21 protein-coding genes are annotated in these 23,212 nt (G+C 70.7%); 9 read left to right on the top strand and 12 right to left on the bottom strand.

The features are described 5' to 3' along the window. Positions 1–4: 4 nt before the first annotated feature. From ABZU53_RS01365 to ABZU53_RS01345, 5 genes are all read right to left on the bottom strand, one after another. On the bottom strand, positions 5–778 hold the full coding sequence (locus ABZU53_RS01365; protein ID WP_355063153.1) for a DUF6082 family protein: 774 nt from the start codon (positions 776–778) through the stop codon (positions 5–7). Between the two features lie 47 nt (positions 779–825). Next, a complete protein-coding gene (locus ABZU53_RS01360; RefSeq protein WP_355063151.1) occupies positions 826–1,440 on the bottom strand; it encodes a DUF6879 family protein in 615 nt (204 codons plus the stop codon). Further along, positions 1,433–1,708, bottom strand: a complete 276-nt coding sequence (locus ABZU53_RS01355) for a hypothetical protein (protein ID WP_355063149.1) — start codon at positions 1,706–1,708, stop codon at positions 1,433–1,435. The genes ABZU53_RS01360 and ABZU53_RS01355 overlap by 8 nt, the downstream gene beginning before the upstream one ends. Before the next feature lie 98 nt (positions 1,709–1,806). Then, positions 1,807–2,868 carry an FAD-binding oxidoreductase gene (locus ABZU53_RS01350; RefSeq protein WP_355063147.1) on the bottom strand — a complete coding sequence of 354 codons (1,062 nt, stop codon included), beginning with the start codon at positions 2,866–2,868 and terminating at the stop codon, positions 1,807–1,809. Then, positions 2,865–3,155 (bottom strand): hypothetical protein, encoded by a 291-nt coding sequence (locus tag ABZU53_RS01345; RefSeq protein ID WP_355063145.1) that lies wholly within the window; start codon positions 3,153–3,155, stop codon positions 2,865–2,867. The genes ABZU53_RS01350 and ABZU53_RS01345 overlap by 4 nt, the downstream gene beginning before the upstream one ends. A gap of 220 nt (positions 3,156–3,375) precedes the next feature. Here ABZU53_RS01345 and ABZU53_RS01340 point away from each other — a divergent pair, with 220 nt between their 5' ends. The 5 genes from ABZU53_RS01340 to ABZU53_RS01320 all read left to right on the top strand — a co-directional run bounded on the left by ABZU53_RS01340 (position 3,376) and on the right by ABZU53_RS01320 (position 9,896). Next, entirely contained in the window at positions 3,376–3,894 is a 519-nt protein-coding gene (locus tag ABZU53_RS01340; protein WP_355063143.1) for a flavoprotein, read from the top strand. A 132-nt stretch (positions 3,895–4,026) separates the two neighbouring features. Beyond that, positions 4,027–5,541: a hypothetical protein gene (locus tag ABZU53_RS01335; RefSeq protein ID WP_355063141.1), complete on the top strand. Its 1,515-nt coding sequence runs from the start codon at positions 4,027–4,029 to the stop codon at positions 5,539–5,541. Next, on the top strand, positions 5,541–6,095 hold the full coding sequence (locus tag ABZU53_RS01330) for a GNAT family N-acetyltransferase (RefSeq protein WP_355063139.1): 555 nt from the start codon (positions 5,541–5,543) through the stop codon (positions 6,093–6,095). Before ABZU53_RS01335 ends, ABZU53_RS01330 begins: the two co-directional genes overlap by 1 nt. A 3-nt stretch (positions 6,096–6,098) precedes the next feature. Next, positions 6,099–6,707, top strand: coding sequence for a hypothetical protein (locus tag ABZU53_RS01325; protein WP_355063138.1), 609 nt, complete (start codon positions 6,099–6,101; stop codon positions 6,705–6,707). Between the two features lie 105 nt (positions 6,708–6,812). Beyond that, positions 6,813–9,896 carry a DUF3427 domain-containing protein gene (locus ABZU53_RS01320; RefSeq protein WP_355063136.1) on the top strand — a complete coding sequence of 1,028 codons (3,084 nt, stop codon included), beginning with the start codon at positions 6,813–6,815 and terminating at the stop codon, positions 9,894–9,896. Between the two features lie 218 nt (positions 9,897–10,114). Here ABZU53_RS01320 and ABZU53_RS01315 read toward each other — a convergent pair whose 3' ends face one another. Then, on the bottom strand, positions 10,115–11,383 hold the full coding sequence (locus tag ABZU53_RS01315; protein WP_355063134.1) for a cellulose binding domain-containing protein: 1,269 nt from the start codon (positions 11,381–11,383) through the stop codon (positions 10,115–10,117). Continuing rightward, positions 11,380–12,492 (bottom strand): ricin-type beta-trefoil lectin domain protein, encoded by a 1,113-nt coding sequence (locus ABZU53_RS01310; protein WP_355063132.1) that lies wholly within the window; start codon positions 12,490–12,492, stop codon positions 11,380–11,382. Before ABZU53_RS01310 ends, ABZU53_RS01315 begins: the two co-directional genes overlap by 4 nt. Before the next feature lie 287 nt (positions 12,493–12,779). Here ABZU53_RS01310 and ABZU53_RS01305 point away from each other — a divergent pair, with 287 nt between their 5' ends. Then, positions 12,780–13,217, top strand: coding sequence for a VOC family protein (locus tag ABZU53_RS01305; RefSeq protein ID WP_355063130.1), 438 nt, complete (start codon positions 12,780–12,782; stop codon positions 13,215–13,217). A 243-nt stretch (positions 13,218–13,460) separates the two neighbouring features. Here ABZU53_RS01305 and ABZU53_RS01300 read toward each other — a convergent pair whose 3' ends face one another. From ABZU53_RS01300 to ABZU53_RS01285, 4 genes are all read right to left on the bottom strand, one after another. Then, a complete protein-coding gene (locus tag ABZU53_RS01300) occupies positions 13,461–14,702 on the bottom strand; it encodes a hypothetical protein (protein WP_355063128.1) in 1,242 nt (413 codons plus the stop codon). Between the two features lie 153 nt (positions 14,703–14,855). Continuing rightward, positions 14,856–15,986, bottom strand: coding sequence for an epoxide hydrolase family protein (locus ABZU53_RS01295; protein WP_355063126.1), 1,131 nt, complete (start codon positions 15,984–15,986; stop codon positions 14,856–14,858). A 143-nt stretch (positions 15,987–16,129) separates the two neighbouring features. Next, the gene (locus ABZU53_RS01290) at positions 16,130–16,675 is read right to left on the bottom strand and encodes a hypothetical protein (RefSeq protein ID WP_355063125.1); all 546 of its coding nucleotides are present in this window, start codon (positions 16,673–16,675) and stop codon (positions 16,130–16,132) included. A 46-nt stretch (positions 16,676–16,721) separates the two neighbouring features. Then, the gene (locus tag ABZU53_RS01285; RefSeq protein ID WP_354855891.1) at positions 16,722–17,870 is read right to left on the bottom strand and encodes a hypothetical protein; all 1,149 of its coding nucleotides are present in this window, start codon (positions 17,868–17,870) and stop codon (positions 16,722–16,724) included. Between the two features lie 244 nt (positions 17,871–18,114). Between ABZU53_RS01285 and ABZU53_RS01280 the strand changes: the two genes are divergently transcribed. Further along, positions 18,115–19,668, top strand: coding sequence for a gluconokinase (locus ABZU53_RS01280; RefSeq protein WP_355063123.1), 1,554 nt, complete (start codon positions 18,115–18,117; stop codon positions 19,666–19,668). 85 nt (positions 19,669–19,753) lie between these two features. Next, positions 19,754–21,331, top strand: coding sequence for an SLC13 family permease (locus ABZU53_RS01275; protein WP_355063229.1), 1,578 nt, complete (start codon positions 19,754–19,756; stop codon positions 21,329–21,331). 14 nt (positions 21,332–21,345) lie between these two features. Here the strand turns inward: ABZU53_RS01275 and ABZU53_RS01270 are convergent, their stop codons facing one another. Beyond that, on the bottom strand, positions 21,346–21,630 hold the full coding sequence (locus tag ABZU53_RS01270) for an antibiotic biosynthesis monooxygenase (protein WP_354855893.1): 285 nt from the start codon (positions 21,628–21,630) through the stop codon (positions 21,346–21,348). Positions 21,631–21,786: 156 nt separating this feature from the next. On the opposite strand from ABZU53_RS01270, the gene ABZU53_RS01265 reads away from it, so the two are divergent. Further along, positions 21,787–23,208 carry a serine hydrolase gene (locus ABZU53_RS01265; RefSeq protein ID WP_355063121.1) on the top strand — a complete coding sequence of 474 codons (1,422 nt, stop codon included), beginning with the start codon at positions 21,787–21,789 and terminating at the stop codon, positions 23,206–23,208. The last annotated feature ends 4 nt before the right edge of the window (positions 23,209–23,212 follow it).

Raw genomic sequence — 23,212 nt, 5'->3', positions numbered from 1 at the left:
CGCCTCACCCGTCGCGGCGGGCCGGGGTGCCCTGGCGGAGACGGCGACCGGCAATGACGGTTACGGCACCGAGCACGACGCCGACAGCTAGGGCGGTGACACGGCCGTCCCTGGCGGCCTTCTCGGACATGCTCGCGGAACCGGTCGTCCGCGCAGCCTCACGAGGCCCGTTCTCCGCTGGCCCTGCTGCGACCGCCGCCAGGTAGCGGCGGTCGACAGTCAACGTGAAGCGCCGCGCTCGCCGCGACGTCTCGGCCTTCATCCGAGGGCCACGCGCCTCGGCCCAGAAGCGGCGGCCAACCTGTCCCTTGAAGAACTGGTCGGCGAGCACTTCCAGATGCGGCGCGGCGAGGACGTCCACCTCCCACATCAGCTGCCAGTGAGACACGATCAGGTTCGCGTAGACGTGCTTGCGGAACCATTCGACGTCGGCGGCGTCCTCGATCGGCCCCCAGCATTCGAGGAGGGCGGGATCGTCGATGGCCATCTTGAGCAGGTCGGTGTGCAGCGCACGCAGCGCCTGCTCCCGGGCCGCCTTGGCCTCCCGGGCCTGCAGCCTGAGCGACGAGACCACCCCGATGAGTGCGAGGCCCGCGAGAATCGCCGACGCGGCACCGTACGTCTGACCGACGTTGCCCAAGAGCGGCCAGTCGTACCCGGGCCGCCTGCCGATCCAGAGCAACACGACGGGCGAGAAGAGCACGGCTGCCAGCATCGCCAGGACGGCAAAGGCCAGGGTCGTTGACGCGGCGGATCGACGGGCCAGATCAGAGATCATCCGGAGTCGGGGCACACTGCCTCCACGCTCGCTGTGGAGGCAGGTTACTACAGCTGCGGCCCGGCCGGCCTTGTCCCGTCGACCTCCCGAACGAAGAAGGATTCGAACGGCTCAGCCTTTTCGAGCAGGCCCAGGACCTCGGTTCGGCAGGCTTGCACCACCATCGGCTCCACGCTCTTCTCGGCACCGGTCGGCGTGCCGGAGCTGTCATAGAGAACTTCGTAGACGGCTCGTCTGCCCACCACCATCAGCTCCGGAACGGTGCCGGCCGCAGCCTCCCAGTCGCTGACTGAACGCGCGTCCAGCACGCGGATCTGCTCACCGGCTTGGGCTCGGTAGCGAAGAAAATGCAGCTCCCAGGTCAGGTACGGCGTCAGCGGCAGCTCGACGATCCGCAGGCGCCGGAGCCCGGAACCGAGCTGGTCGAGGTGCTTGAAGAACGCGACCAGCTCCGGGTTCGGTTCGGCGGCGATCCGAAGAGCATCCTCCCATCGACCGTCTGCGTACGCCTCCCAGCTGGGGCTTCCCGGCTCGCGGAAGGTCTGGATCCGCTCGGTCTTGAGGATGGGCCCGTCGGTCGACTCGACGGTGGCGTAGAAGTCGGCGTCGTACTCGGCAAGGCTCAGTCGCTGCCGCTCGGCCCCACCCAGTAGGTCACGCATCCGGGATGTCCGGCTTGGCGGCCACGAGCATGCTTCGCGGAATGACGACCACCCGTTCGTCGGCTCCGACGCTCACACCTTCGGGCAGCCGAGTCGTAAGGACGTCGGTCAGATCGCGGCCGATGACCGCGACATCACCGTTGGACAACTCCCAGACGTCGGGACAGGTCGTCGTTCCCCCACTCTCGCCCAACTCCGCGGCGGACTTGCCGAGTCGGCGCAAGAAGCGGGCGGCCCGGTCAGCTTCCCAATTACCGGCCATGTTCATCTCCCACGATCGTGGATTGACGGTCAGGCTAACAAGATGAGGGCCCAACGCTGGACCGATTTACTCGTGCTTTCGGATAGGAGGAAGTAGATCTCCCATCAGTGGGTGAAGGTCGCGGGCGTGTGGAGGCGGGCGGCGGGGATGCCGAGGGCCAGCAGCCGCGATCGGGCGCCAACCAGCATCGCGGGCGGGCCGCACACGTAGACGTCCTGGTCGGGGCGGTGGTGATCGAGGGCGATGGTGAGCGCGTCGCCCTGCTCGGCCGGCTCGGCGCAGGGATCGTCGGAGAACGCCGGCACGATCGTCAGCCAGTCGTGCGCGCGTTGCAGCTTGTCGAGGGCGATCGCGTCGTACAGGTCGACGAAGGCGCGAACGCCGACGACCAGGGTCACCCGCCGGCCGTCCGGTGCGGCGGCGACCTGTTCGACCAGGGCGCGCAGCGGCGCGAGACCGGTGCCGCCGGCGACGAGCAGCAGGTCGCCGGTACGCGTCGGGTCGAGGCGTAGGCCGGTGTTGCCGGGTGGGCCGAGCCAGAGCAGCTCTCCGGGGCGTACGTCATGGACCAGGCGGTGGGAGACGGCGCCGGCGGGTACGGCGCGGACGTGTAGCTCGACGGTGCCGTCGGCGCGTGGGAGGTTGGCCGGGGAGAGCCAGCGCCAGCGGCCGGACAGTCGTGGTGTGCAGACGGGGACGGCCTGGCCGGGGTGGTGGGGCAGCCGCCGCCAGGGACGTACCGTCAGGATGGCGATGCCCGGCGACGGCCGTTCGTGGCCGATCACCTGGGCGGGCCACCAGGCCGGGCCGTCGCCGACGCGGGCGGCGGCGCGACGGACGGCGTGCGTGGCGCGGTCCACGGCGCGCTCCCCGACGGTCGTCCACAGGGGATGCGGTGCGTGCCGGGCCAGGGTGGCGAGCAGCGCGTCGCCGACGGTGGTGGCGTGTGGAAGCAGGTCGTAGCGACGGTACGCGCGGCCGAGCACCATGAGCAGCACCGCGCGGCCCGCCCGATCGTCACCGCCGGCCACGAGACTGCTCAGCGCGGCGAAGAACAGCGGCGCCTCACGGTTGGGCAGCAGGCCGGGACGGCGGTCTTCGAGGGTGCACCAGAAGTCGCCGGCCGCCCGCTCGTCGACCGACGCCCAGGCGGCGGCGAGGCTCACGCGCTCACCTCGAACGCTCGCCTGACCTGGGCAATCTGGCCGTCCGGCAGCTCGGCTGCCCTCAGGACGCCCTCCAGGTAGTCGACGACCCGCCGGTGCTGCGCCTCCGACCAGCCCAGACCGCACCATCCGGTTGCTTCTCCATCGAGCACGGTCACCAGGTGCGCGGCGAGCCGGCCCAGATCAACCCCGATGAGGTACGGCGACAGCTCCGCGTCCGCCGCGACCAGGCGCAGCCAGCGGGCGACCAGGTCGGCCGGTGTCGTGGGTTGCTCAGGGGTGGTCATGGCGGCTCCGAGACGTCGACGGATGAAGTGGCGCCGGGGCGGGCGGGTGCGGGACTGCGCCGTTGAGGGCCGGCGCAGCTCCGGAGCCAGCACCCGCCCCGGGCCATGCGTCGACCCTCGCCGTTGACCAGGCACGACGGCATGTCAAGGTGATCGTCGGCGGCATGCGCGCTACGTATGCGGTCGACTACGCGAGGGTCGAGTCGGGCAGACTGCGGGCATGACGGAACGTCCGGTGCTGTATCTGGTCGTCTGCGCGGCCGGCCCCGCGGAGCACATCGACGAGCTGGTCGACCTGCTGATCGCCGACGGGTGGCAGGTGTGCATGATCGTCAGCCCCACCGCCGCGCCATGGCTCGACCGAGCGGCGTTGCAAGACAAGACCGGTTATCTCGTACGCGTCGAGTGGCGCATGCCCGGCGACCCCGAACCGCACCCACCGGCCGATGTAGTGGTGGCCGCGCCGGTCACCTTCAACACGGTGACGAAATGGGCGTTGGGCATCAACGACACGCTGGCGCTCGGCGTCCTCAACGAGTCACTGGGCGCGGGCCTACCGATCCTCGCCTTTCCACACGTCAAGGCAGAGCTGGCCGCCCACCCGGCGTACGCCGCTCACGTGGCGGTGCTGCGCGGTGCCGGCGTTGCCGTCGCCGACGGGAGAGTGCTCAGCCCGGCGCACGGGCCGAGTCGGTGGAGCGCAGTCATCGAGGCGGTGCGAATGGCTCGGCGCTCTTGAACCCTGTCGACTGTCGAGTCACCAGGCCATAGCGGGTGGCGATGGGCATTGATATGCGCGCTGCGTATACCGCGCCCCCACTCAACGGGTTCAATGGATGGGCTCGATGACGCGAGATGGATGGAGCCGCCGGTGACTCACTCGAACTGCCCCCGGTGCGGCGGTCGACTGGCCCGGGACAACGACACCGGCCGGTGTACGCCGTGCCAGGTCGCCGAGCGGGACCGGCTGAGCGCTCCGCCGGTGGTGCCGGCGAGCTTCTGGGAGCACGAGCCGATACGGCGGGCCCTCGCCGAGCGGCATCTGGGGCGGGTGATCCGGGCGTACCGATGCCATCCGTACCACGGTCGAGTCGCCCTGCCGCAGACCGTGGTGGCGGCATGGCTGGGGATCACGCAGGCGCAGTTGAGTCGGGTGGAGAACGGGTCGCCGCTGGTGCACCTGGACCGGCTGACGCACTGGGCGCAACTCCTCCGGATACCGGCATCCTTTCTCTGGTTCGGCCTGCCCGACCAGCCTTACCGTGCTGACATCCGCGTACTGGAGATGGGAACGGACGATCCGTCTTCCGGCCGGATACTCGATCACATTGGTCCGCCGACCGACACGGATACCGTGAAGGAGGCATCGACCCGAGGGGGTGGCGCTACGGATCGGCGACGCTTCAACGTCATGGCCGCGCTCACGGGACTCGCCGCGGCGGGCCACGGCTACCTGCTCGCAGGAACCTCTGACGTGCCCAAGTACATCGGTATGGAACAGGTGCAGCTAGCCAGCTCTCTGGTTGACGACCTCCGACAGGCGGACGCGTTGGCCGGCGCCGACCTGCTCTGTGATGTGGCGATTCACGCTCACACCACGCTGTCAGCCTGGGCCGCGCGGGCGAGCTACAGCAGAGAAGTCAGCGAAGCGCTCCAGAGCGCACTGGCCGATCTCTCCATCGAATCAGCCTGGCTTTCCATTGATGCCAGCCGCAGATCTGAGGCAAGGCCCTTCCTCAACGAGGCAATCGCTCGTGCCCGGATCGCGGACGACCCGCGCGTCGAGGTCCGGGCTCTCGCACATCTCTCTCTGTTGATCCGGGAGGACCAGCCTGGTGAGTCGCTGCATTGCGCAGACGCAGCCCTACGTGTCTCCGCAGGTTGGGCCACGCCTCGGCTCATCACGTTGCTACACCTACGCAGGGCACATGCCTATGCCGTGCTCGGAGACGCAAGCGGGTTCAACCGGGAGATGACCAAAGCGCGGCAAGCGTTGGACCACGGCGCACACGAGGATGACGAGGGTTTCGTTCACTTCGTGAACGCGCAGGAGGTCAACGGAATCGAGGGGATATCCTATCTAGCCCTCGGCAGGCCTGAGCGGGCTGCTCAGTCATTGCGCGCAGTCACCGATAACCCGTCACCCAACCACCGACGGAACGAGGTCTACTACACAGTGCGCCTCGCGGAAGCGGCGTGCCAGCAAGGCGACGTGAACCAGGCGGCGCGTATCGCATTGGATGTTCTGCCGGCGGTGCGCCAGATCAGCTCCAAGCGGGTGAGCCAGCACCTTGCGCAGGTGCGCGCGAACCTGGCAGCCCGGCGGGATGCCAACACAACGACCCGCCAGTTCGTCGACGCCTACGACCGAGCGGTCACCGTGTGATGGAGGGCGTGCAGCTCCGCCATCACAATGCCGAAGAGGCCAAGGAGATTCTGGATCAGCTCGTGGGCCTCTATCTGGAGGTCTACGCGGGCGGAGGTGAGTTCCACAGCGAGGACCGCTACCGGCGTCAGCTCGACCTGCACATGCAGCGGGCGGGGTGGGAGCTGGTCACCGCCAAGGTGGACGGCAGCCTGGTCGGCTACATCTACGGGTTTCCACTTCCACCCGAGACGCGATGGTGGGAGGGCATCCACGACCCTGTCCCGCCTGGTTTCACCGACGAGGACGGGACACGCACGTTCGCGATAAGCGAGCTGATGGTCCACCCGGCGTGGCGACGTCGGGGCATCGCGGCGGCGCTGCACGACGAGTTGTTGGCAGCCCAGGAAGAGCGCCGAGCCACACTGCTGGTCCGTCCCGAGAATGCCGCCGCTCAGACGGCGTACCGCTCCTGGGGCTGGACCAAGGTGACCAAACTTCAGCCGGGCTGGGAAAACGCGCCGACCTTCGATGTCCTGGTTCGGACACCTGCATACGAGCGTGAGCTGGACTGATCTATGGCAGAAGCAGCAGACGATCCAGATCTTTTCGCGGGTCGTGTCACCCTCGTCTCGGCGATCGACCGCTACCTTTGCCGGGCACGACGACTCGAACCCCGCGATGGCGTCACCGTCTTGGAGATTCAGAAGATCGCCTATTTCCTCCAGGTGCTGGGGCAACCGCTGCGTCTGGAGTTCAGCCGCGGCAGATACGGCCCATACGCCGACAGCCTCAACTATGTGCTGGACCGTCTCGAAGGGCACTATCTGACGGGCTTCGGCGACCGTTCGGCACGGGTCGAGGAGTTGCAGCCCATCAGACTGACGCCAGGCGCTGCCGACGCCGTTGCAGACTGGTGCCGGGCCCACGCCGCGGCGCCGACCGAGACGTTGGATCAACTGGCCCTGTTGACCGACGGGTTCGAGGCACCATACAGCCTGGAATTGCTGGCAACCGTGCACTACGCAGCGGCATCGCATCCGCCGACCGCCGATCTGGACGAGTTGATTGAGCGGGTTCGTGCCTGGAGCGGCCGCAAAGCCCGGCTCTTCACGCCCACGCATATCGAGATGGCTCACGATCGCCTGCAATCGGTCGGACTGCTCCCCGCGTTGCGGGGTGCTTGAGACGACACTCGGATGAGGCGACCTCGGCAATGCCACGGCAACTTATGCCTCTGCGACTGAACGCCGCCCCCACCCATAGACGGGTCGTGTGGTTAGGCTGCCGGAATGACGGATCTTGAGCGGGGTGTGTACGAGCACCTGATCACCCGTGAGCTGGCCACCCGCCTCCAGCACGTCGATCCCGCCCTGATCCAGCACCACAAGCTCGACCCCGCCGACGCCCACCACACTCTCGCCCGGCACATCGCCGCCCTGGCTGCCCGAGCCCTCCAGTCCGTCCCCGGCGGCGACGACAAGCTCCACCACCAGGTCGCCCTGGCGAACCAGATCGCCGACGCCATCGCCACCCTGAGCCCAAAGGCGGCGACCGAGGACGACCAGGTAACCGACGCCAAGCACCTGCTCCACGCCATCGCCGCCCCGCCAACCCCACCCGCGGAGCCCACCTTCCCGCAGCGCCCCACCACGCCCCTCTCCACCGGCGCGCTGCTGGTCAACGGCCGTCACCAACCCCGCATCGGCCACGAGGTCAACCACGAGATGGCGTCGGCCGAGAGCGTCGATCTGCTCTGCGCGTTCATCAAGTGGTACGGCCTGCGCATCGTCGAGCCAGCCATCCGCGACCTGATCGCCCGAGGCGGCAAAGTCCGCGTCATCACCACCACCTACCTCGGCGCGACAGATCAGCGAGCGCTCGACCGGCTGAAAGAGCTCGGCGCTGAGATCAAGGTGTCGTACGAGACGAGGACCACCCGCCTGCACGCCAAGGCGTGGCTGTTCCGCCGCAACAACGGCACCACCACGGCTTACGTCGGCTCGTCGAACCTGTCGAAGACCGCGCTGGTGGACGGCGTCGAGTGGAACGTCCGCATCTCGAACATCGAGCAGCCGCACGTCATCGACACGTTCACAGCGACGTTCGAGGACTACTGGAACGATCCGGCGTTCGAGGCGTACGACCCGGAACGGGACGCCGAGCGGCTGCGGCACGCACTCACCGGGGAGCGTCGCGAAGGCGCGCCGACCGAGATCTCGAACCTGGACGTGCGCCCGTACCCGTATCAGGCGGAGATCCTGGCCGACCTGGACGCCGAGCGGTTGGTGCACGGGCGCTGGCGCAACCTCGTGGTGATGGCGACGGGCACCGGCAAGACCGTCGTCGCGGCCCTCGACTACCGCCGGCTGCACCGCAGCAAGAAGGCTGACTCGCTGCTCTTCGTCGCGCACCAGGAGCAGATCCTGCGGCAGAGCCTGTCGACGTTCCGGCAGGTCATGGGGGACGGCAGTTTCGGCGAGATCCTGGTCGCGGGCGAGAGGCCGAACGGCTGGAAGCACGTCTTTGCCTCCATCCAGTCGCTGCACCGCCGCGAGGTCGACCCCGAGGCGTACGACATGGTGATCGTCGACGAGTTCCACCACGCGGAGGCGCCGACGTACGCGCGGCTGTTGGAGCGGCTGCGTCCCCGCGTACTCCTGGGTCTCACCGCGACCCCCGACCGGGCCGACGGCGCCGACGTGCGCCGGTGGTTCGACGGTCATGCGGCCGTTGAGCTGCACCTGTGGGACGCGTTGGAGCGGCAGTTGCTGGCGCCGTTCCAGTATTTCGGGCTGCACGACGACGTGGATCTGTCGCAGGTCGCGTGGAAGCGCGGGCAGGGCTACGACCCGACGGAGCTGGACGGCCTCTACACCGGCAACCACGCTCGGGCGCGGTCGGTGCTGCGCGCGGTCAGCGACAAAGTGGACGTCGGACGGATGCGGGCGCTCGGGTTCTGCGTGAGCATCGGGCACGCGGAGTTCATGGCCGCCTGGTTCACAGACCACGGCGTGCCGTCGGCGGCCGTGACCTCGCGGGCCGGCACCGACCGGGCAGGGCTGTTGCGGGACTTCAAGGCGGGCAAGCTGCGGGTGCTCTTCACCGTGGACCTGTTCAACGAGGGCGTCGACCTGCCGATGGTCGACACGATCCTGATGCTGCGGCCCACCGAGAGCGCCACGATCTTCCTACAGCAACTCGGCCGCGGCCTGCGCCTGGACGACGACAAGCCCTGCCTCACGGTGCTCGACTTCATCGGCGGGCAGCACGCCAACTTCCGCTTCGACCTGCGGTGGCGTGCCCTGACCGGGGTGAGTCGGCGGGCCATCACCGAGGCGGTCCGCGACGACTTCCCGAGCCTGCCCAGCGGCTGCCACGTCGAGCTGGACCGCGTGGCGAAGGAGGTGGTGCTCGCCAACCTGAAAAGTGCGCTGCCCACCTCGAAGGCCGGCCTGGTGGCCGAGCTGCGGCAGCTCGGGGACGTCAGCCTGGCGACGTACCTGCGCGAGACTGGCCTGGAGATCGAGGACGTGTACCGGTCGGCCAGCATCGGCGGCTGGACCGGTCTGCGCCGACTCGCCGGCATCGAGACGTCCGCGCCCGGCCCGGATGACCGGGAGTTGGGCCGGGCCATCGGCCGCATGCTGCACACCGACGACACCGACCGGCTGGAGCTGCTGACCCGGGTCGCAGCCGGTCCGCCCGCGCCAGGTCAGCAGGTGTACGCGGGAAACAGCCGACTGTTGGACATGCTGCACTTCAGCCTCTGGGGACCGAACGCACCCCTCGCCACTCGCGACGAACGGCTGGCGCGGCTGTGGAAGGAGCCGGCGCGCTGCACCGAGCTGCGGCAGGTCGCCGAGGTGCTGCGGGATCGCATCCACCGGGTCACGCCCACTGCTGCCCCGGGTGCTATGCCGCTGCGGGTGCACGCCCGGTACAGCCGCAACGAGGCGTGTGCCGCCTTCGGGATGGCCAACCCGGGCTCACTGCGCGAGGGGGTGAAGTGGCTGCCCGACGCCCAGGCCGACCTGTTCTTCGTCACCCTGGTCAAGTCGGAGGCGCACTACTCCCCCACCACCATGTACGCCGACCGGGCCATCACCGACACGCTGTTCCAGTGGGAGTCGCAGAGCACCACCTCTGCGGCCTCGGCGACAGGGCAGCGCTACACGTCGGGCGGTTCGACGGTGCACCTCTTCGTCCGGGAGACCCGGATCGCCGACCGCGACCTGGGCGCGCCGCCGTATCTCTACGCCGGCACCATGACGTACGAGTCGCACACCGGCGACCGGCCGATGCGAATTCTCTGGCGGCTCCACCACGCCCTACCCGCCGACGTCTACGCCACCGCCCGCACGATCGCCGCCTAACCCTGCCCCACAGGAGGCGTCCGTCACGTGACGCTGACCGAGGCGCGGCAATCAACCGCTGGCTCTGCTTCCAGCCGCACGACGCGGCTCAACTGTCGTCAGGCCGCCGTCGCCTCAATAGGCGATATACCTGTGAGTCATAGAGATGACTCACAGGTATATCGCTCACAACGACAGGACCGGTCGGGCGCGGCACGACACCCGCGCCGGACGGCTGTTCACGGGCTCGCGCAGGTCGGTGACACGGCGGCTGGCGTACCCGAGCCCAGGAAGCCGAAGCTCGTCGTGCCGCCCGGGGCGAGCGAGCCGTTGTAGGAGACGTTGCGGACCGTCGCGGTAGAGCCGCTGGTGCTCAGGGTGCCGTTCCAGACCTGGCTGATGCTCTGACCGCTGCTCAGGTTCCACCGGACGGTCCAGCCGTTGATGGCGGCGGTGCCCGCGGTCACGGTCACCTCGCCCTGGAAGCCGCCGGACCACGAGTTGATGGTGCGGTAGGTCGCGGCGCAGGGGGCGCCAGAGGGCGGTGGCGTGGTCGGCGCACTCGTGGTCGGAGGGGCGGACGTGGGTGGGGCGGACGTGGGCGGGCCGGACGTGGGTGGTGACGTCGGCCCGTCCGGCGGCACCAGGGGGCAGGTGGCGCTGTACCGGGAGACGCCTGTGCTGTCGGCCAGTGGGCAGAGGAACTGGGTGTAGCGGGTGTCGTTGTCCAGGAACGTCTTGAGCCAGGGGATCAGGAGTCGCATCTCGGTGGGGTTCGACCTGGTGAACGAGAGGTGGTCGTTGCCGGCCAGCTCGGCCCAGGCATGTTCCACACCGGCTGGGAGGGTGTTGTAGATGCCCTGCACGTACGAGGGCGTGACCGTGCCGTCGTTCTGTCCCGACAGGAGCATGGTGGGGACCTGGGTGGTGGACATGTTCAGGTTGTTGCCGGGGGTGCCGGGTGCGAGGCCGACCGCCGTTTTCAGGGTCGGCCGCCGGAGGGCGGCGAGGAGGGTTCCGGCCCCGCCCGCCGAGTGGCCCATGACGCCCAGCCGGTTGGGATCGACCCGGTTGCGGATCGGGCTGGTCCGGGTGAGGTAGTCCAGTGCCGCGAGCAGCTGGGTGGCGCGGGCGTCGGCGCCGTCGGTGCGGCTGTTGGTTTCGATGCCGATCACCACGAAGCCGAAGGACGCCAGCCAGGGGCCCATCCAGGCTTCCTCGTTGGCAAACAGGGCGGAGTAGCCGGGAACGATCGCTACCGCACCCCAGGTGCCCAGGCTGGTGTCGGTCGGGTAGTAGACGTACCCACCGTTGAAGCCATTGCCGGCGGGCACGGTCGCCTGTGTCGTGGCGAACGGGCCGCGGGTGGCGGCGACGCTGGCCGGGGTCGGATCCGGACCCCGCTGGTACGGGCTGTCCGCGGCGGCCGCGTCCCGTGTCGCTGTCGCCATCGCCAGGCCGAGGACCAGCGCGAGCGCGGCCGTCAGCCATCGTGTTGGCTGCTTCATCTGCGGCTCCACTGCTGGTTGGCCTGGCCGGTGCAGGTCCAGAGGACGAGCTTCGTGCCGTTGGCGGTGCCCTGGTTGTACGGGTCCAGGCAGAGGCCGGACTGCACTCCGGTGATGGTGCCGTTGGCGTTGACGTTCCACTGCTGGTTCGTCCCGCCGTGGCAGTCGTAGATGGTGACCTGGGTGCCCGGGGAGGTGCCGTAGCCGGCGGCGTCGAGGCACTTGTTGCCGTAGACGGTCAGCGCCTTGCTGGACGTGTAGGTCCACTGCTGGTTGGTGCCGCCGTGGCAGTCCCACAACTGCACCTGGGTGCCGTTGGTGGTGGAGGAGCCGGGGACGTCGACGCACCTGCCGGACCGGGTGCCCACGATCGTGGTGGTCTGTCCGCCGCCGCTGCTCGGGTTGCCGATGCTTCCGGGGACCGACTGCAACGCGCTGTACCAGCGGGCGGCCATCTTGTCGTAGCCGCCGGCCGTGGGGTGGACGCCGTCGATCAGGTCGGCGGTGGTCAGAGCGCTGTGCATGTCGACCAGGTGCACCCGCTTGCCGGCGTTCACCTTGCTCTGCACGATGCCGGGGATCGCCGCGTTGAAGGTGCGGGCGGCCGCATCCTGGCCGCTGTTGGAGAGCGGAATGAGCTGCGCCACGAAGACCTCGGCGGTGGGCACGGTGCTGGTGATGTGGTCGATCAGCGTGGAGAGCCGGTTCGGCGCGGTGCTCACGTTGTAGTTCTGCAGGATGTCGTTGGTGCCGATGTGCAGCAGGACGGTCTGCGGTCGCTGGGTGTTCAGCCAGCCGACGATGTTGGCGTCGATCTGGTCGATGCGCCAGCCGGGATGCCCCTGGTGGTCGTGGTCGCCCAGGCTGGCCGGCCCGTTGAACTGCGACCCGACGAAGTCCACGGTGTACCGACCGGCGGCGAGACGCTGCCAGAGCCCGATGCGGTACCCGCCGGGCACCTGGGTGCCCTCGGTGATGGAGTCGCCGAGCGGCATTACCCGCACCCCGCCGTTGGATTCAGCGTTGGCCGGCCCGGTGGGTGTCACCACTGAAGCGACCACGACACCGAGCGCGGCGAGCGTTACGAGCCATCGTGCCCTCGTTCGCATAGCTTTCTCCCCTGGGTTGGTCGAGCTGGCCGAGGGCATGGGCCGACCGGTGGGGCCGCCACGGGCAGCCGGCAACCGTCTGGGAGCGGGGCCGGCCGGACCGAGCAGCCGCCGGCTGCCGGGCGTTCACCCGGCGCGCGCCGATCGTCACATCGGCACGGCGTCACTGCCTCAGCACTGGGACGAGTGTGAGCGTTAACAGCGATGATTGTAGATACATTGGATTGCTCTGGTCTACCGGCAACGTCGGGGCCGGCTGCCGAAGGATCCCGCGTTAGGTTACGAAGATGGAGCAGCGGATCAGCCTGATCACCCTCGGTGTCTCGGACCTGCCACGCGCCAAGGCGTTCTACGAGCGCCTCGGCTGGCGCGGCCAGGAGGTCGAGGGGACGGTCTTCTTTCAGGCCGGCGGCCTGGCCCTCGTCCTGTGGAGCCGCGACAAGCTGGCCGCCGACGCGGACGTCCCCAACCCGGACACGGGTGGCTTCGGCGGAATCACCCTGGCCCAGAACGTCCGCTCACGCGCGGAGGTCGACGAGGTGATGGCCACCGCGAGCGAGGCCGGGGCCGAGGTGACCCAGCCGGCGCGGGAGACGTTCTACGGCGGCTACGCCGGCTACTTCGCCGACCCGGACGGTCACGTCTGGGAGATCGCCTGGAACCCCGGCTTCGCGTTGGGCCCGGACGGCACCCTCGCCCTCCCCGACTTCGGCACCGCGACCTGACCCCTGCGATCGGAGATCTTGGACAGTTTCCGTTAGCTGCTAACGGAAACTGTCCAAGATCTCGGTGCGGCGTCACCGGGCCGGGCGCCCGCGACCTCATCTGACCAGCGCCGGCCGAGACGGCGGGCGCGGACCGGCATGGGGCGGCGGTCACGGGCAGAATCGCAGGGCGGTCGCGCGAAGAACGGCACGGCGATCACGCGGAGACCGGCGCGACGGTCACGGGCGGAACGGCTTCGGGGATCACGGCTCGGGCGGCGGGCAGAGCAGCCGTTCCACCAGCGGCAACAGCGGATCCAGGCAAACGGTCAGCAGTGCGGGATCGGGCGTCGCGGTGGGTGCGGACGACGGCGACACGGTGGGTAGGTCCGTCGGCGTCGTGCCGGGCGACGGAGTGGGAGGGCCTGAAGGCGCCGGCGTCGCCTCGACAGTCGGCGACGCCGACGGGGTGACAGCGACGGCTGGCGACGCGGACGGTACGGCGGCGACAGCGGGCGACGCCGAACGGACGGCAACGGCGGCCGGCGACGTCGAAGGCACCGCGACCACGGAGGAGGCGGCAGCGGGGAGCGGTGGACCGGCCGCCGGAGGACCCACCAACTCGACCACGAACGCCGGCTTGACCACGAGGGCCGGCGGCGCTGTCAGGGCAACGGGTGTCCGCAGCGGAGCCCTCGATCCGGCATCCCGTATCGTGGCCGCCTCGGCTCGCCGCATCGGACCGGTCGGCGACGGCCCGACCGCACCGGGGCCCAGCGCCGCGAACACCACCGCCGCGACGGCGGCGACGGCGAGCGCCCGGCGGTCGGGGCGTACCGCCGTCAGCGGCGCGTCGGCCGGCCCGACCGCCGGCAGCGGCACGGGCGGGGATGCCTGGTGCGCGGCCAGCAGGGCGTCGAGCTGCGCGGTGACGGCGGCACGATCCCCGGCGGCCGAAGCAGCCGCGAGGGTGAGATAGAAGCGGACGTTCACGGCGGTGCTGGCCGGGACCAGCAGCCCGGAGAGTCGGCCGTCGTCGTGCAGCAGGGTGACGGGCACGCCGGGGTGGTGGGCGGCGCCGCGCAGGTCCGCGTACCGCCACTCGCGCCGGTGCTCGCGGCCGGCGAAGGCCACGCGGTGGCTGGTCACGACGGCCATGCCACTGTCGACGCTCCGCAGGCCCGCCGGCAGGGCCGCGTCGGGTGTCTCGGTGAAGGCGCAGCCGCCGGGCGTGGGCAGGCCGGCGACGTGCCGGGCCTCCGCCTCGACCAGCTCTGCGACGGGTACGACCCGGAAGACGAGTTCGTCGACGTCGAGGTCGACGGGGAGGCCGGTGCGTGGCTGCGTACACCCGAGGAACCCGGCGGCTTCGATCCGTAGCCGGACCAGGTGGTCCCCGCGTCGACGCCAGGCGGCGGTGGCGTCGCGGTACGCGCGCTGACGCCGCTTGTTCTCGCGCTCGGCCCAGGCGAGCCGCCAGGAGGGAGGTGCCAGCAGTGCGGTCACGGTCACACGCGGTACAACCGCTCACGTACGTGACAGGCAACGCTCGTCGAATCGATGTCTCCCGTTGCGCCCGAAAGGAGAGAATTGACGGGCGGCGACGGCTGCTCCGGCAGAGAACCGGAGCAGCCGCCGATCAGGACGGCAGCGGCAGCCCTACGAGCGCAGCGAGGTGAAGAAGTCCCTCAGCTCAGCGGCGAGCAGGTCCGGTTCCTCCAGCGGCATGAAGTGCCCGCCTCGGCCGGGTTCGCTCCAGTGCCGGATGTCGGTGCAGGCCCGCTCGGCGATCTCCCGCGGGAAGTTGGCCTGCGAGGGTTCGGTGCTCACCGTGAACGCGGCGGGCACGGTGATGTCGGGCCGTGGGGTGTTGTGGCCGAAGTCGACGTACTGCCGGAACGACGAGCCGATCGTGCCGGTCACCCAGTAGAGCGTGATGATCGTGAGCAGCGTGTCGGTGTCGAAGCTGTTCGACAGGTCGCCGCGGTTGTCGCTCCAGTCCCGGTACTTGTCGACGAGCCAGGCGGCCAGCCCGGCCGGGGAGTCGGCGAGCGCCGCCGCGAGGGTGTCCGGCCGGGTGCCCATGATGGCGCTGTAGCCGCCGTCGGTCTCGTCGTACGTGGACTCGGCGTCCAGAAACGCCCGCTCGGCCGCCGAGGGCGGTCGGTCGTCGAAGCTGGCCGGGAACGGTGGATGGATCATGTGGATGCCGGCCACCTGCTCCGGATACCGGGCACCGAGCCAGCCGGTGACCACACCGCCGATGTCGCCGCCGAAGGCGCCGTACCGCTCGTAGCCGAGCACGTCGGTCATCAACTCGTGCAGCGTCCGGGCGAGGACCGCCCGGGTCAGCGGCACGTCGGGCAGCTCCGAGTAGCCGAAGCCGGGCAGTGACGGCACCACCACGTCGAACGCGCCACCGAGAGGGCTGGTCAGCCGGTCGACCAGGGGCAGCATCTCGACGAAGCTGCTGGGCCAACCGTGGCTGAGGAGCAACGGCGGCGGCGCGGGCGTACCGGCCGGGCGGGCCGCGCGGACATGCAGGAAGTGCAGCTTCCGGCCGCCGACGAGCGCCAGATACTGGGGGTACGCGTTGAGCGCCGCCTGACGGGCACGCCAGTCGAACCCGTCGTGCCAGTAGGACACCAGGTCCCGCAGGTAGTCGGGATCGGTGCCGCCCTGCCACGGTCGGTCGCCGCTGCGGTCGGTGAAGCGGGTACGGGCCAGTCGGGCCCGCAGGTCGTCGAGGACCGCATCGGAGACGTCGATGCGGAACGGTGAAACAGACATGTGTCCTCCGATGAAGGAGGGCGCACTCCCCGACGCGAAGACGTCAGCTGAGGGGGACGGACGAGAAGGGCGCCCAGACGTGACAACTGGTGTTCACGGGGCTCACCTCCTTCTCGTCGCTGACGCGGATCACCGTACTCCAGTCAGCCCGCGCGCCGCCGATGGGGCAGGGGGCCGAGCAGTGGGCCGTCGGCCGGAAACCGCGACCGGGTACGCGGCGGGTACGCCTCGCAGTGCCCGGCCCACTGGTCGGCGGCGACGGCGAGGGCGTCCGCGGAGACGGTGAGGACCAGCGGATAGACGGCATTGGTCGGCCGGCGCATCCACGGGGGCAGCGACTCGGCGGAGAACTCGACGGTCAACTCCAGCCGACGGCGGCGGATCGCCCGGGTGCGCAGGGCCAGGTTGGGCTCGGTGAAGCGGACCATCGCCGGCGGCGGGGTCGGCCCGCCGGCCGCCGTCGCCTGACCGTGCAGCCAACTGCCCAGCGCGCGGGCCTCCTCGACCATCAGGCTCGGGTAGTGGTGCGACCAGGTCTGGCCGTCGGCGGTGCGGGCGTCCACCTCGATGAGCAGCCAGTCCTGCCATCCCGGCGCGGCCCGCTCGGGATCGTCGGGCGGGTCGATGCCAGGCTGGTAGCCGACCGGGCGGATCCGCACCCGGGCACCATCATCGGACCGGATCTCCACCCGATCATTCTGGCCGACCGAAGCGGACAATAACCCCCAAATCACGTTACTGAGTGATGGTCCGCCGGACGCCTCGATGCTCGGCGCACGCGCCCGCCCGGCCACCGGCAAGGCTGACCGAGCCGTCCCGGCACTGCACCAGATAGCCCCGGCCCGCCCAGAACTGCGGCACGCAGTCGAACCAGTCGCAGACCTCGGCGGCCGGCCGGCGGATCCGGGTTCCGGCACAGAAGTCGTACCCCAGGGGATTTTCCGGCGCGCCGCAGCGCGGCCCGGCGGTCGCGGTGGACGACGGGCGCGGCGACGACGGCCGCTTCGGCGCGGTGGTGCGCGCGGGCGGCGGGGACACCGGGCGCAGCAGCGCGGGGAGCGCGCTGGGGGTCGACGCCGGAGTGGCCGCCGCCGCGACCTCCGCGCCGCGGGTCGGGCCCGACGGGTTCGAGTCGAGAAGCGCCGCCGGCACCAGTAGGGCGATGCCCGCGGCGACCGCGATGGTCCGACGGCCACCGGGAACGAGCGAGGAGAGCCGGGCCTGCGCCGGCGTGGTCACCGCTGGCCGGAACGGTTTGAGCTGGTCGTGCTCCGCGATCAGCTCGTCGAGCTGGGCGAGCACCGCGGCGCGCTGCTCGATCGCGTCGGCGAAGGCCAGCGTCAGCTTGAACCGGAAGTCCGCCGCCGCGTCGGTGGGCAGCAACAATCCGGAGGTACGCCGCCGGTCCAGCACCTGGATCAGGGTCACCGGCGCCGCCGGGTCGTGGGCCAGGCCGGTCATCCGGCCGTACGCCCAGTCGCGCCGGCCGCGTCCGCCGAGCAGGACCAGCCGACGGCTGGTGATGACGGCCATGCCGGCATCGGTGACGCGAACGCCGTCGGGCCGGCGTGGGCGCAGCGGCGCGGCCGGCGCGGCGACCGTCAGGTCCGGCGCGGGCAGCACCGTCGTGTGTCGCACCTCGACCAGTTGCGCGGCGGGCAGGGCCCACAGCACGACCTCGTCGTCGACCAGCTCAAGGGGGAGGCCCGCGCCGGCCGCCGCGGAGCCCTGGAAGTCGGCGGCCAGGGCGCGCAGCCGCCGTAACTCGTCGTCGCGTCGCCGCCAGGCCGTCTCCGCGCCGCGGTACGTGCTGACCCGCCGCACGTTCTGCCGCTGCGCCCAGCGGTACCGCCATGTGGAACCCGTCGATTCAGTCTTTGCCACGCCGACTCCTTCGCCGCGCAGGCCACCAATCCGGGGTGCACTCGGATTAACAGTGTTGACGGTCGGCCGGGACACGCCAGGACGGGCGAACTATCCGAATGGCGGAGCAACCCGGACGATAGGGCGATACTGCTGCGTCGATTCACCTTCCGTCGTGTCGTGCGGGGCGGTCGCTGTCTCGGTAACGTCAGCCGCAGCCGGGTGGCGACGCCGCCGCACCGCCCGCACGGAGGGGGTGAGGGTCATGCCGCCAGACACCCTGCCCGGTGTGGTGGTCGGGGTCGACATCGGCACCACGAGCACCAAGACCATGGCGTACGACACCGACGGGCGGCTGCTCGCCAGCCACTCCGCCGCCTACCCCCTCGACGACCCGCACCCCGGGTACGCCGAGCAGGACCCGGAGGTGATCCTCGCCGCCGTCGTCGAGTCGATCCGGGCCGTGGTGACCGAGCTGACCGTTCCGGTCTCCGGCCTGGCCTTCTGCTCCGCCATGCACAGCCTCATCGGGCTCGACGCGGCCGGCAACCCGCTCACGCCGTCGGTGACCTGGGCCGACTCCCGGGCCACCCGCCAGGCCGAGCGGCTGCGGGCCGTGCCGTCCGGGCTGGCCCTGCACCGACGCACCGGTACGCCCATGCACCCGATGTCGCCGCTGCCCAAGCTGCTCTGGTTCGCCGAGCAGGAACCCAAGCTCTTCGAGCGCGTCGCGCACTGGGTCGGCATCAAGGAATGGGTGCTGCTGCGACTCTGCGACGCACTGGTCACCGACCACTCGATCGCCTCGGCCACCGGCCTGATGAACATCCACACCCTCGAGTGGGACACCGAGGCGCTGACCATCGCCGGCATCACCGAGGAGCAGTTGCCCCAACTGGTCGCCACCACCGCCGTCCTGCCCGGCCTCGCCCCGCGGGCCGCCACCGACCTCGGCCTGCCGCCGCGCACCCCGGTGGTGGTCGGCGCCGGTGACGGACCGCTGGCCAACCTGGGCCTGGGCGCGGTGCACCCCGGCATGGTGGCCTGCTCGATCGGCACCAGCGGCGCCATGCGGGTCATGGTCGAACGCCCCGGCGTGGACCCGCTGGGCGGGGTGTTCTGCTACGCGCTGACCGAGGATCGCTGGGCGGTCGGCGGCGCGATCAACAACGGCGGCATCGTCCTCAAGTGGGCGGGCGCGGCGCTCGCGCCGGAGTTGGGCGAGCACCCCGAGGAGGAACTGGTAGCCCTCGCGGCCCGCGCCCCGGTCGGCTCGGGCGGGCTCATCATGCTGCCGTACCTGCACAGCGAACGCGCTCCACACTGGAGCGCGCTGCCCCGCGGCGCGTACGTCGGGTTGACCCACGGGCACCGCCGCGAACACCTCGTCCGGGCCGCGATGGAGGGGGTCTGCCAACAGCTCGCTCTGGTGCTCAGCTCCGTGCGCGCCGCCGGCAACGAGGTCCGCGAGATCCGGGCCGGTGGCGGTTTCGCCCGCAGTGGCCTGTGGCGGCAGATGCTCGCCGACGTGCTCGGCATGCCGGTGAGCTTCCCGGCCGGCCGCGAGGGGTCGAGCTTCGGCGCCGCGCTGCTCGGCATGCAGGCGCTGGGCCTGATCCCCAGCATCGACGTGGCGGCCGACCTGGTCCGCATCGAGGAGGTCATCCGCCCCGACCCGGCCGCCGCCGCCACGTACGCGGCGCTGCTGCCGCTCTTCGCCGAGCTGTACGACGCGCTGGTGCCCACCTTCACGTCGATGCGTCGGCTGGCGCCCGGCCTGCCCGCCGAGCCGGCCACCCCCGCAGGACCACCGATGTAGGCCCTTCGGCCGGCCCCGCCCAGGGCCGACCCCCGTCCCGAAGGTCGTGATCGCCGTGCTTCCACCCCTCGCCCTCGCCGAACCGCTGACCTCCCTCGCCACGCCGGCCTGGCTCACCGCGCCGGCCTCGTTCGCTGCGCCGGCCGAGCCGGTCACCACCGCCGGCGACGGCCAACTCGTCGTCGCCGCGCTGCTCGGCATCGTCGCCGTGGTGCTGCTGATCGCCTGGGCCAAGGTCCACCCGTTCCTGTCGCTGATCCTCGGCGCGGCGGTGCTCGGCGTGGTCGCCAGCGTCGCGCCCGACAAGATGATCACTTCGTTCACCGGTGGCGTCGGCACCACTGTCGGCGGCGTCGGGCTGCTGATCGCGCTGGGGGCCATGATCGGCGGTCTGCTCGCCGAGTCCGGTGGCGCGGACGGCATCGTCAACCGGGTCGTCGGCCGGGTGTCCGGCCGCGCGCTGCCCTGGGCGATGGCCGGGGTGGCGGCGCTCATCGGGTTGCCGCTCTTCTTCGAGGTCGGCGTGGTGCTGCTGGTGCCGATCGTGCTGCTCGTCTCGATGCGGACCGACGTACCGCTGATGAAACTCGGCATCCCGGCGCTGGCCGGCCTCTCGGTGCTGCACGGCCTCGTGCCACCGCACCCCGGCCCGCTGGTGGCGATCTCGTCGCTCAACGCCGACCTGGGCCTGACGCTCGGGCTGGGCCTGCTGGTGGCGATCCCCACGGTGATCATCTCGGGGCCGGTCTTCGGCAACTTCATCGCCCGGTACGTGCCGGCGACCGCGCCGGCCGCACTGCTGCCCACCCGCCGCCAGCCCGCCACCCCCGCGGGCACAGCCGAAGCGACAGGCACCGCCGGAACGACGGGCACGGCCGGGGCGCCGGACCGGCGCGATGTGGACGGTGACCTGCTCACCGACGACGATCTCGTCAACCCGGGCGGCGGTCAACCGGGCGAGCCGGTGGACGACAGCGGCACGGAGACCGCCCGGCGTACCCCGGCGTTCTGGCCCGCGGTGATCACCGTGCTGCTGCCGGTGGTGCTGATGCTGCTCCGCGCGGTCGGCGAGCTGACGCTGGACGAGGGCACGGCGGGCCGCAAGACGCTCGACATCGTCGGCACGCCGATCGTGGCGCTGCTCGCCGGGGTGATCCTGGCGATGTTCACCCTCGGCTACCAGGCCGGATTCAGCCGGTCCCAGGTCTCCTCGGTGCTCGGCGGTTCGCTGCCCCCGATCGCCGGCATCCTGCTGATCGTGGCGGCCGGCGGCGGGTTCAAGCAGGTGCTGGTGGACGCCGGGGTGGGCAACCTGGTCGCCGACGCCGCCAAGGACGCGAACCTCTCGCCGCTGCTGCTGGGCTGGCTGGTCGCGGTCGGCATCCGGGTGGCCACCGGCTCGGCGACGGTCGCCACCATCACGGCGGCGGGCATCGTGGCACCGCTCGCCGCGACCCTGGACCGGCCGGGGGTGGCGCTGCTGGCACTGGCTATCGGCTGTGGGTCGCTGTTCTTCTCGCACGTCAACGACGCCGGGTTCTGGCTGGTCAAGGAGTACTTCGGCCTGACCGTCGGCCAGACCATCAAGAGCTGGTCGGTGATGGAGACGCTCATCTCGGTGGTCGGCTTCGCTGGCGTACTCCTGCTCGATCTGCTGGTGTAGCGCCCGGGGCGGGGTCAGGCCGCCTCGACGCCGGAGATCAGGTAACGGTGCACGTCGGCGTCGAGGATGGCCGCCGTCTGGGCGTCGCTCGGCCCGGCGCCGCGGAACGCCGCCAACTGCTCCGGGGACTCCCAGCGCTCGAAGACGTGGATGCGGCCCGGGTCGAGTGGATCCGCCGCGAGCAGGAAGTCGAGGCAGCCGGCCGCCGCGCGGGCCTGTTCGATGACCTGCCGGCAACCAGCGAGGTAGTCGTCGCGGGCGTCCGGCTCGACGAGCAGACTGCCGGCAATGATCAACATAGGTGCCTCCCCGGGCCGGGTATCGCTGATGCCCCTGATACCGCAGAGTCATCTTTATACCTCTGAGGTATGTCGCTCCCGGGGACATCGGCGCCCGGACGGGTGACGGCGGTCCCGTCCGCCCCATCCGCCTCCCACGCTTCTTATCGTGCAAACGTGAGAAAAAGCGACAAGAAGCACTCATCTTCCCTGTTCGCGCCGCACCCCCACGTATCCCTCGGGTGGCTGGCGGCGGCGGTCGCGCTGGTCGTCGTCGCGACGACCGGGCCGGCCACCGCCGACGGCCCCGGCCCGGACCGCCAGAGCACGCCGGGGTACGGAACCGAGCCAGCCAACGACGGACCGGCGGGGAACGACGGACCGGCCGACGGCGGACCAGCCGACGGGAACGGGCCGGTGGACGGGGGCGGGCGCAGCGACGAGCCGGGCGTGGAGCCCGCGCCGGAGCGGGCGCCGACCAGTGAGGTGTCCTGGCTGTCGTTTCCCGGCGGTGCGTTCGCGGTGGACTCGCTCGGGCACACCGTGCGATACCGGGCCTGCGACGGCGACACCGGCCGGGTCGCCGATCCGGACATGCGGGTCGCCGCCGGGGTGGCCAGCGGCGAGGTCACCGTCGAGGGCAGGAGCTTCCGCTACCGGGTGCCGCTGATCGGGCGCAGCGCGGGCACGCTCGTGGTGTCCGGGCCGCAGGCTCAGCCGGTGGAGCTGACCGGCGTGGTGGTCACCAGCCCGCAGCCACCCACCGACCCGGTCGAGGGCGCCCGGCTGTTCCCGCTCAGCGGGCAGCTCGCCCGGGTGGTCGCCGACGCCAGCCTCAACCCGTCCGGAGCCACCGTCCGGGACCTGTCCGGCCGGTACGGCGACCAGCAGGTCTCGGTCAACGGCGCGCTGCGCCCCAAGGCCGCCAGCGTCATCAAGCTGTGGATCCTGGTGGAGCTGCTGCGCCGGGTCGACTGTGGACAGGTCTCGCTCGACGACGGCGTGCTGGTCACCCCGGCGGACGTGGTCGGCGGCACCGGCCAGCTCCAGTTCGAGACGTTCCCGCAGGTGGTCACGCTGTACCGGCTCGCCCGGTACCTGATCAAGTACAGCGACAACGTCGCGGCCAACGTGCTGATCACCTACCTGGGCGGGTTCGCCCCGGTCAACGCGCTGATCGACTCGATGAACCAGCGGTCCACCATCCTGGCCCGCCGGATGCTCGACAGCGCGGCGGCCCAGCGCGGCGAGGAGAACTACACCAGCCCGGACGACGTGGTGTCGCTGCTCGGCGCGGTCTGGGACGGCGAGATCCTCACTCCGGCCTCCCGCGACCTGATGATCGGCTTCATGCGGGAGCAGACCCTGACCACCAAGATCCCGGCGGCGCTGCCACCCGGAGTTCCGGTGGCCCACAAGACCGGCGACCTGCCGGACGCCTCCCACGACGTCGGCTACTACCTGATCCCCGGCACCGAGACCGCCGTCGCGTTCCTCACCGCCGGCCCGATGGCGACCGGCGACGAGACCGTCCGCCGGATGGCCCGGACCGTCTACGACTTCCTGGTCACCCCGAGCGACGGATCGGTGGAGGAGTGAACCG

The sequence above is a fragment of the Micromonospora sp. NPDC005194 genome (genome assembly GCF_040608335.1).
Classification (GTDB): Bacteria; Actinomycetota; Actinomycetes; order Mycobacteriales; family Micromonosporaceae; genus Micromonospora.
The sequence above is the reverse complement of the archived record's forward strand: the minus strand, read 5'-3'. Positions and strand labels throughout refer to the sequence as shown.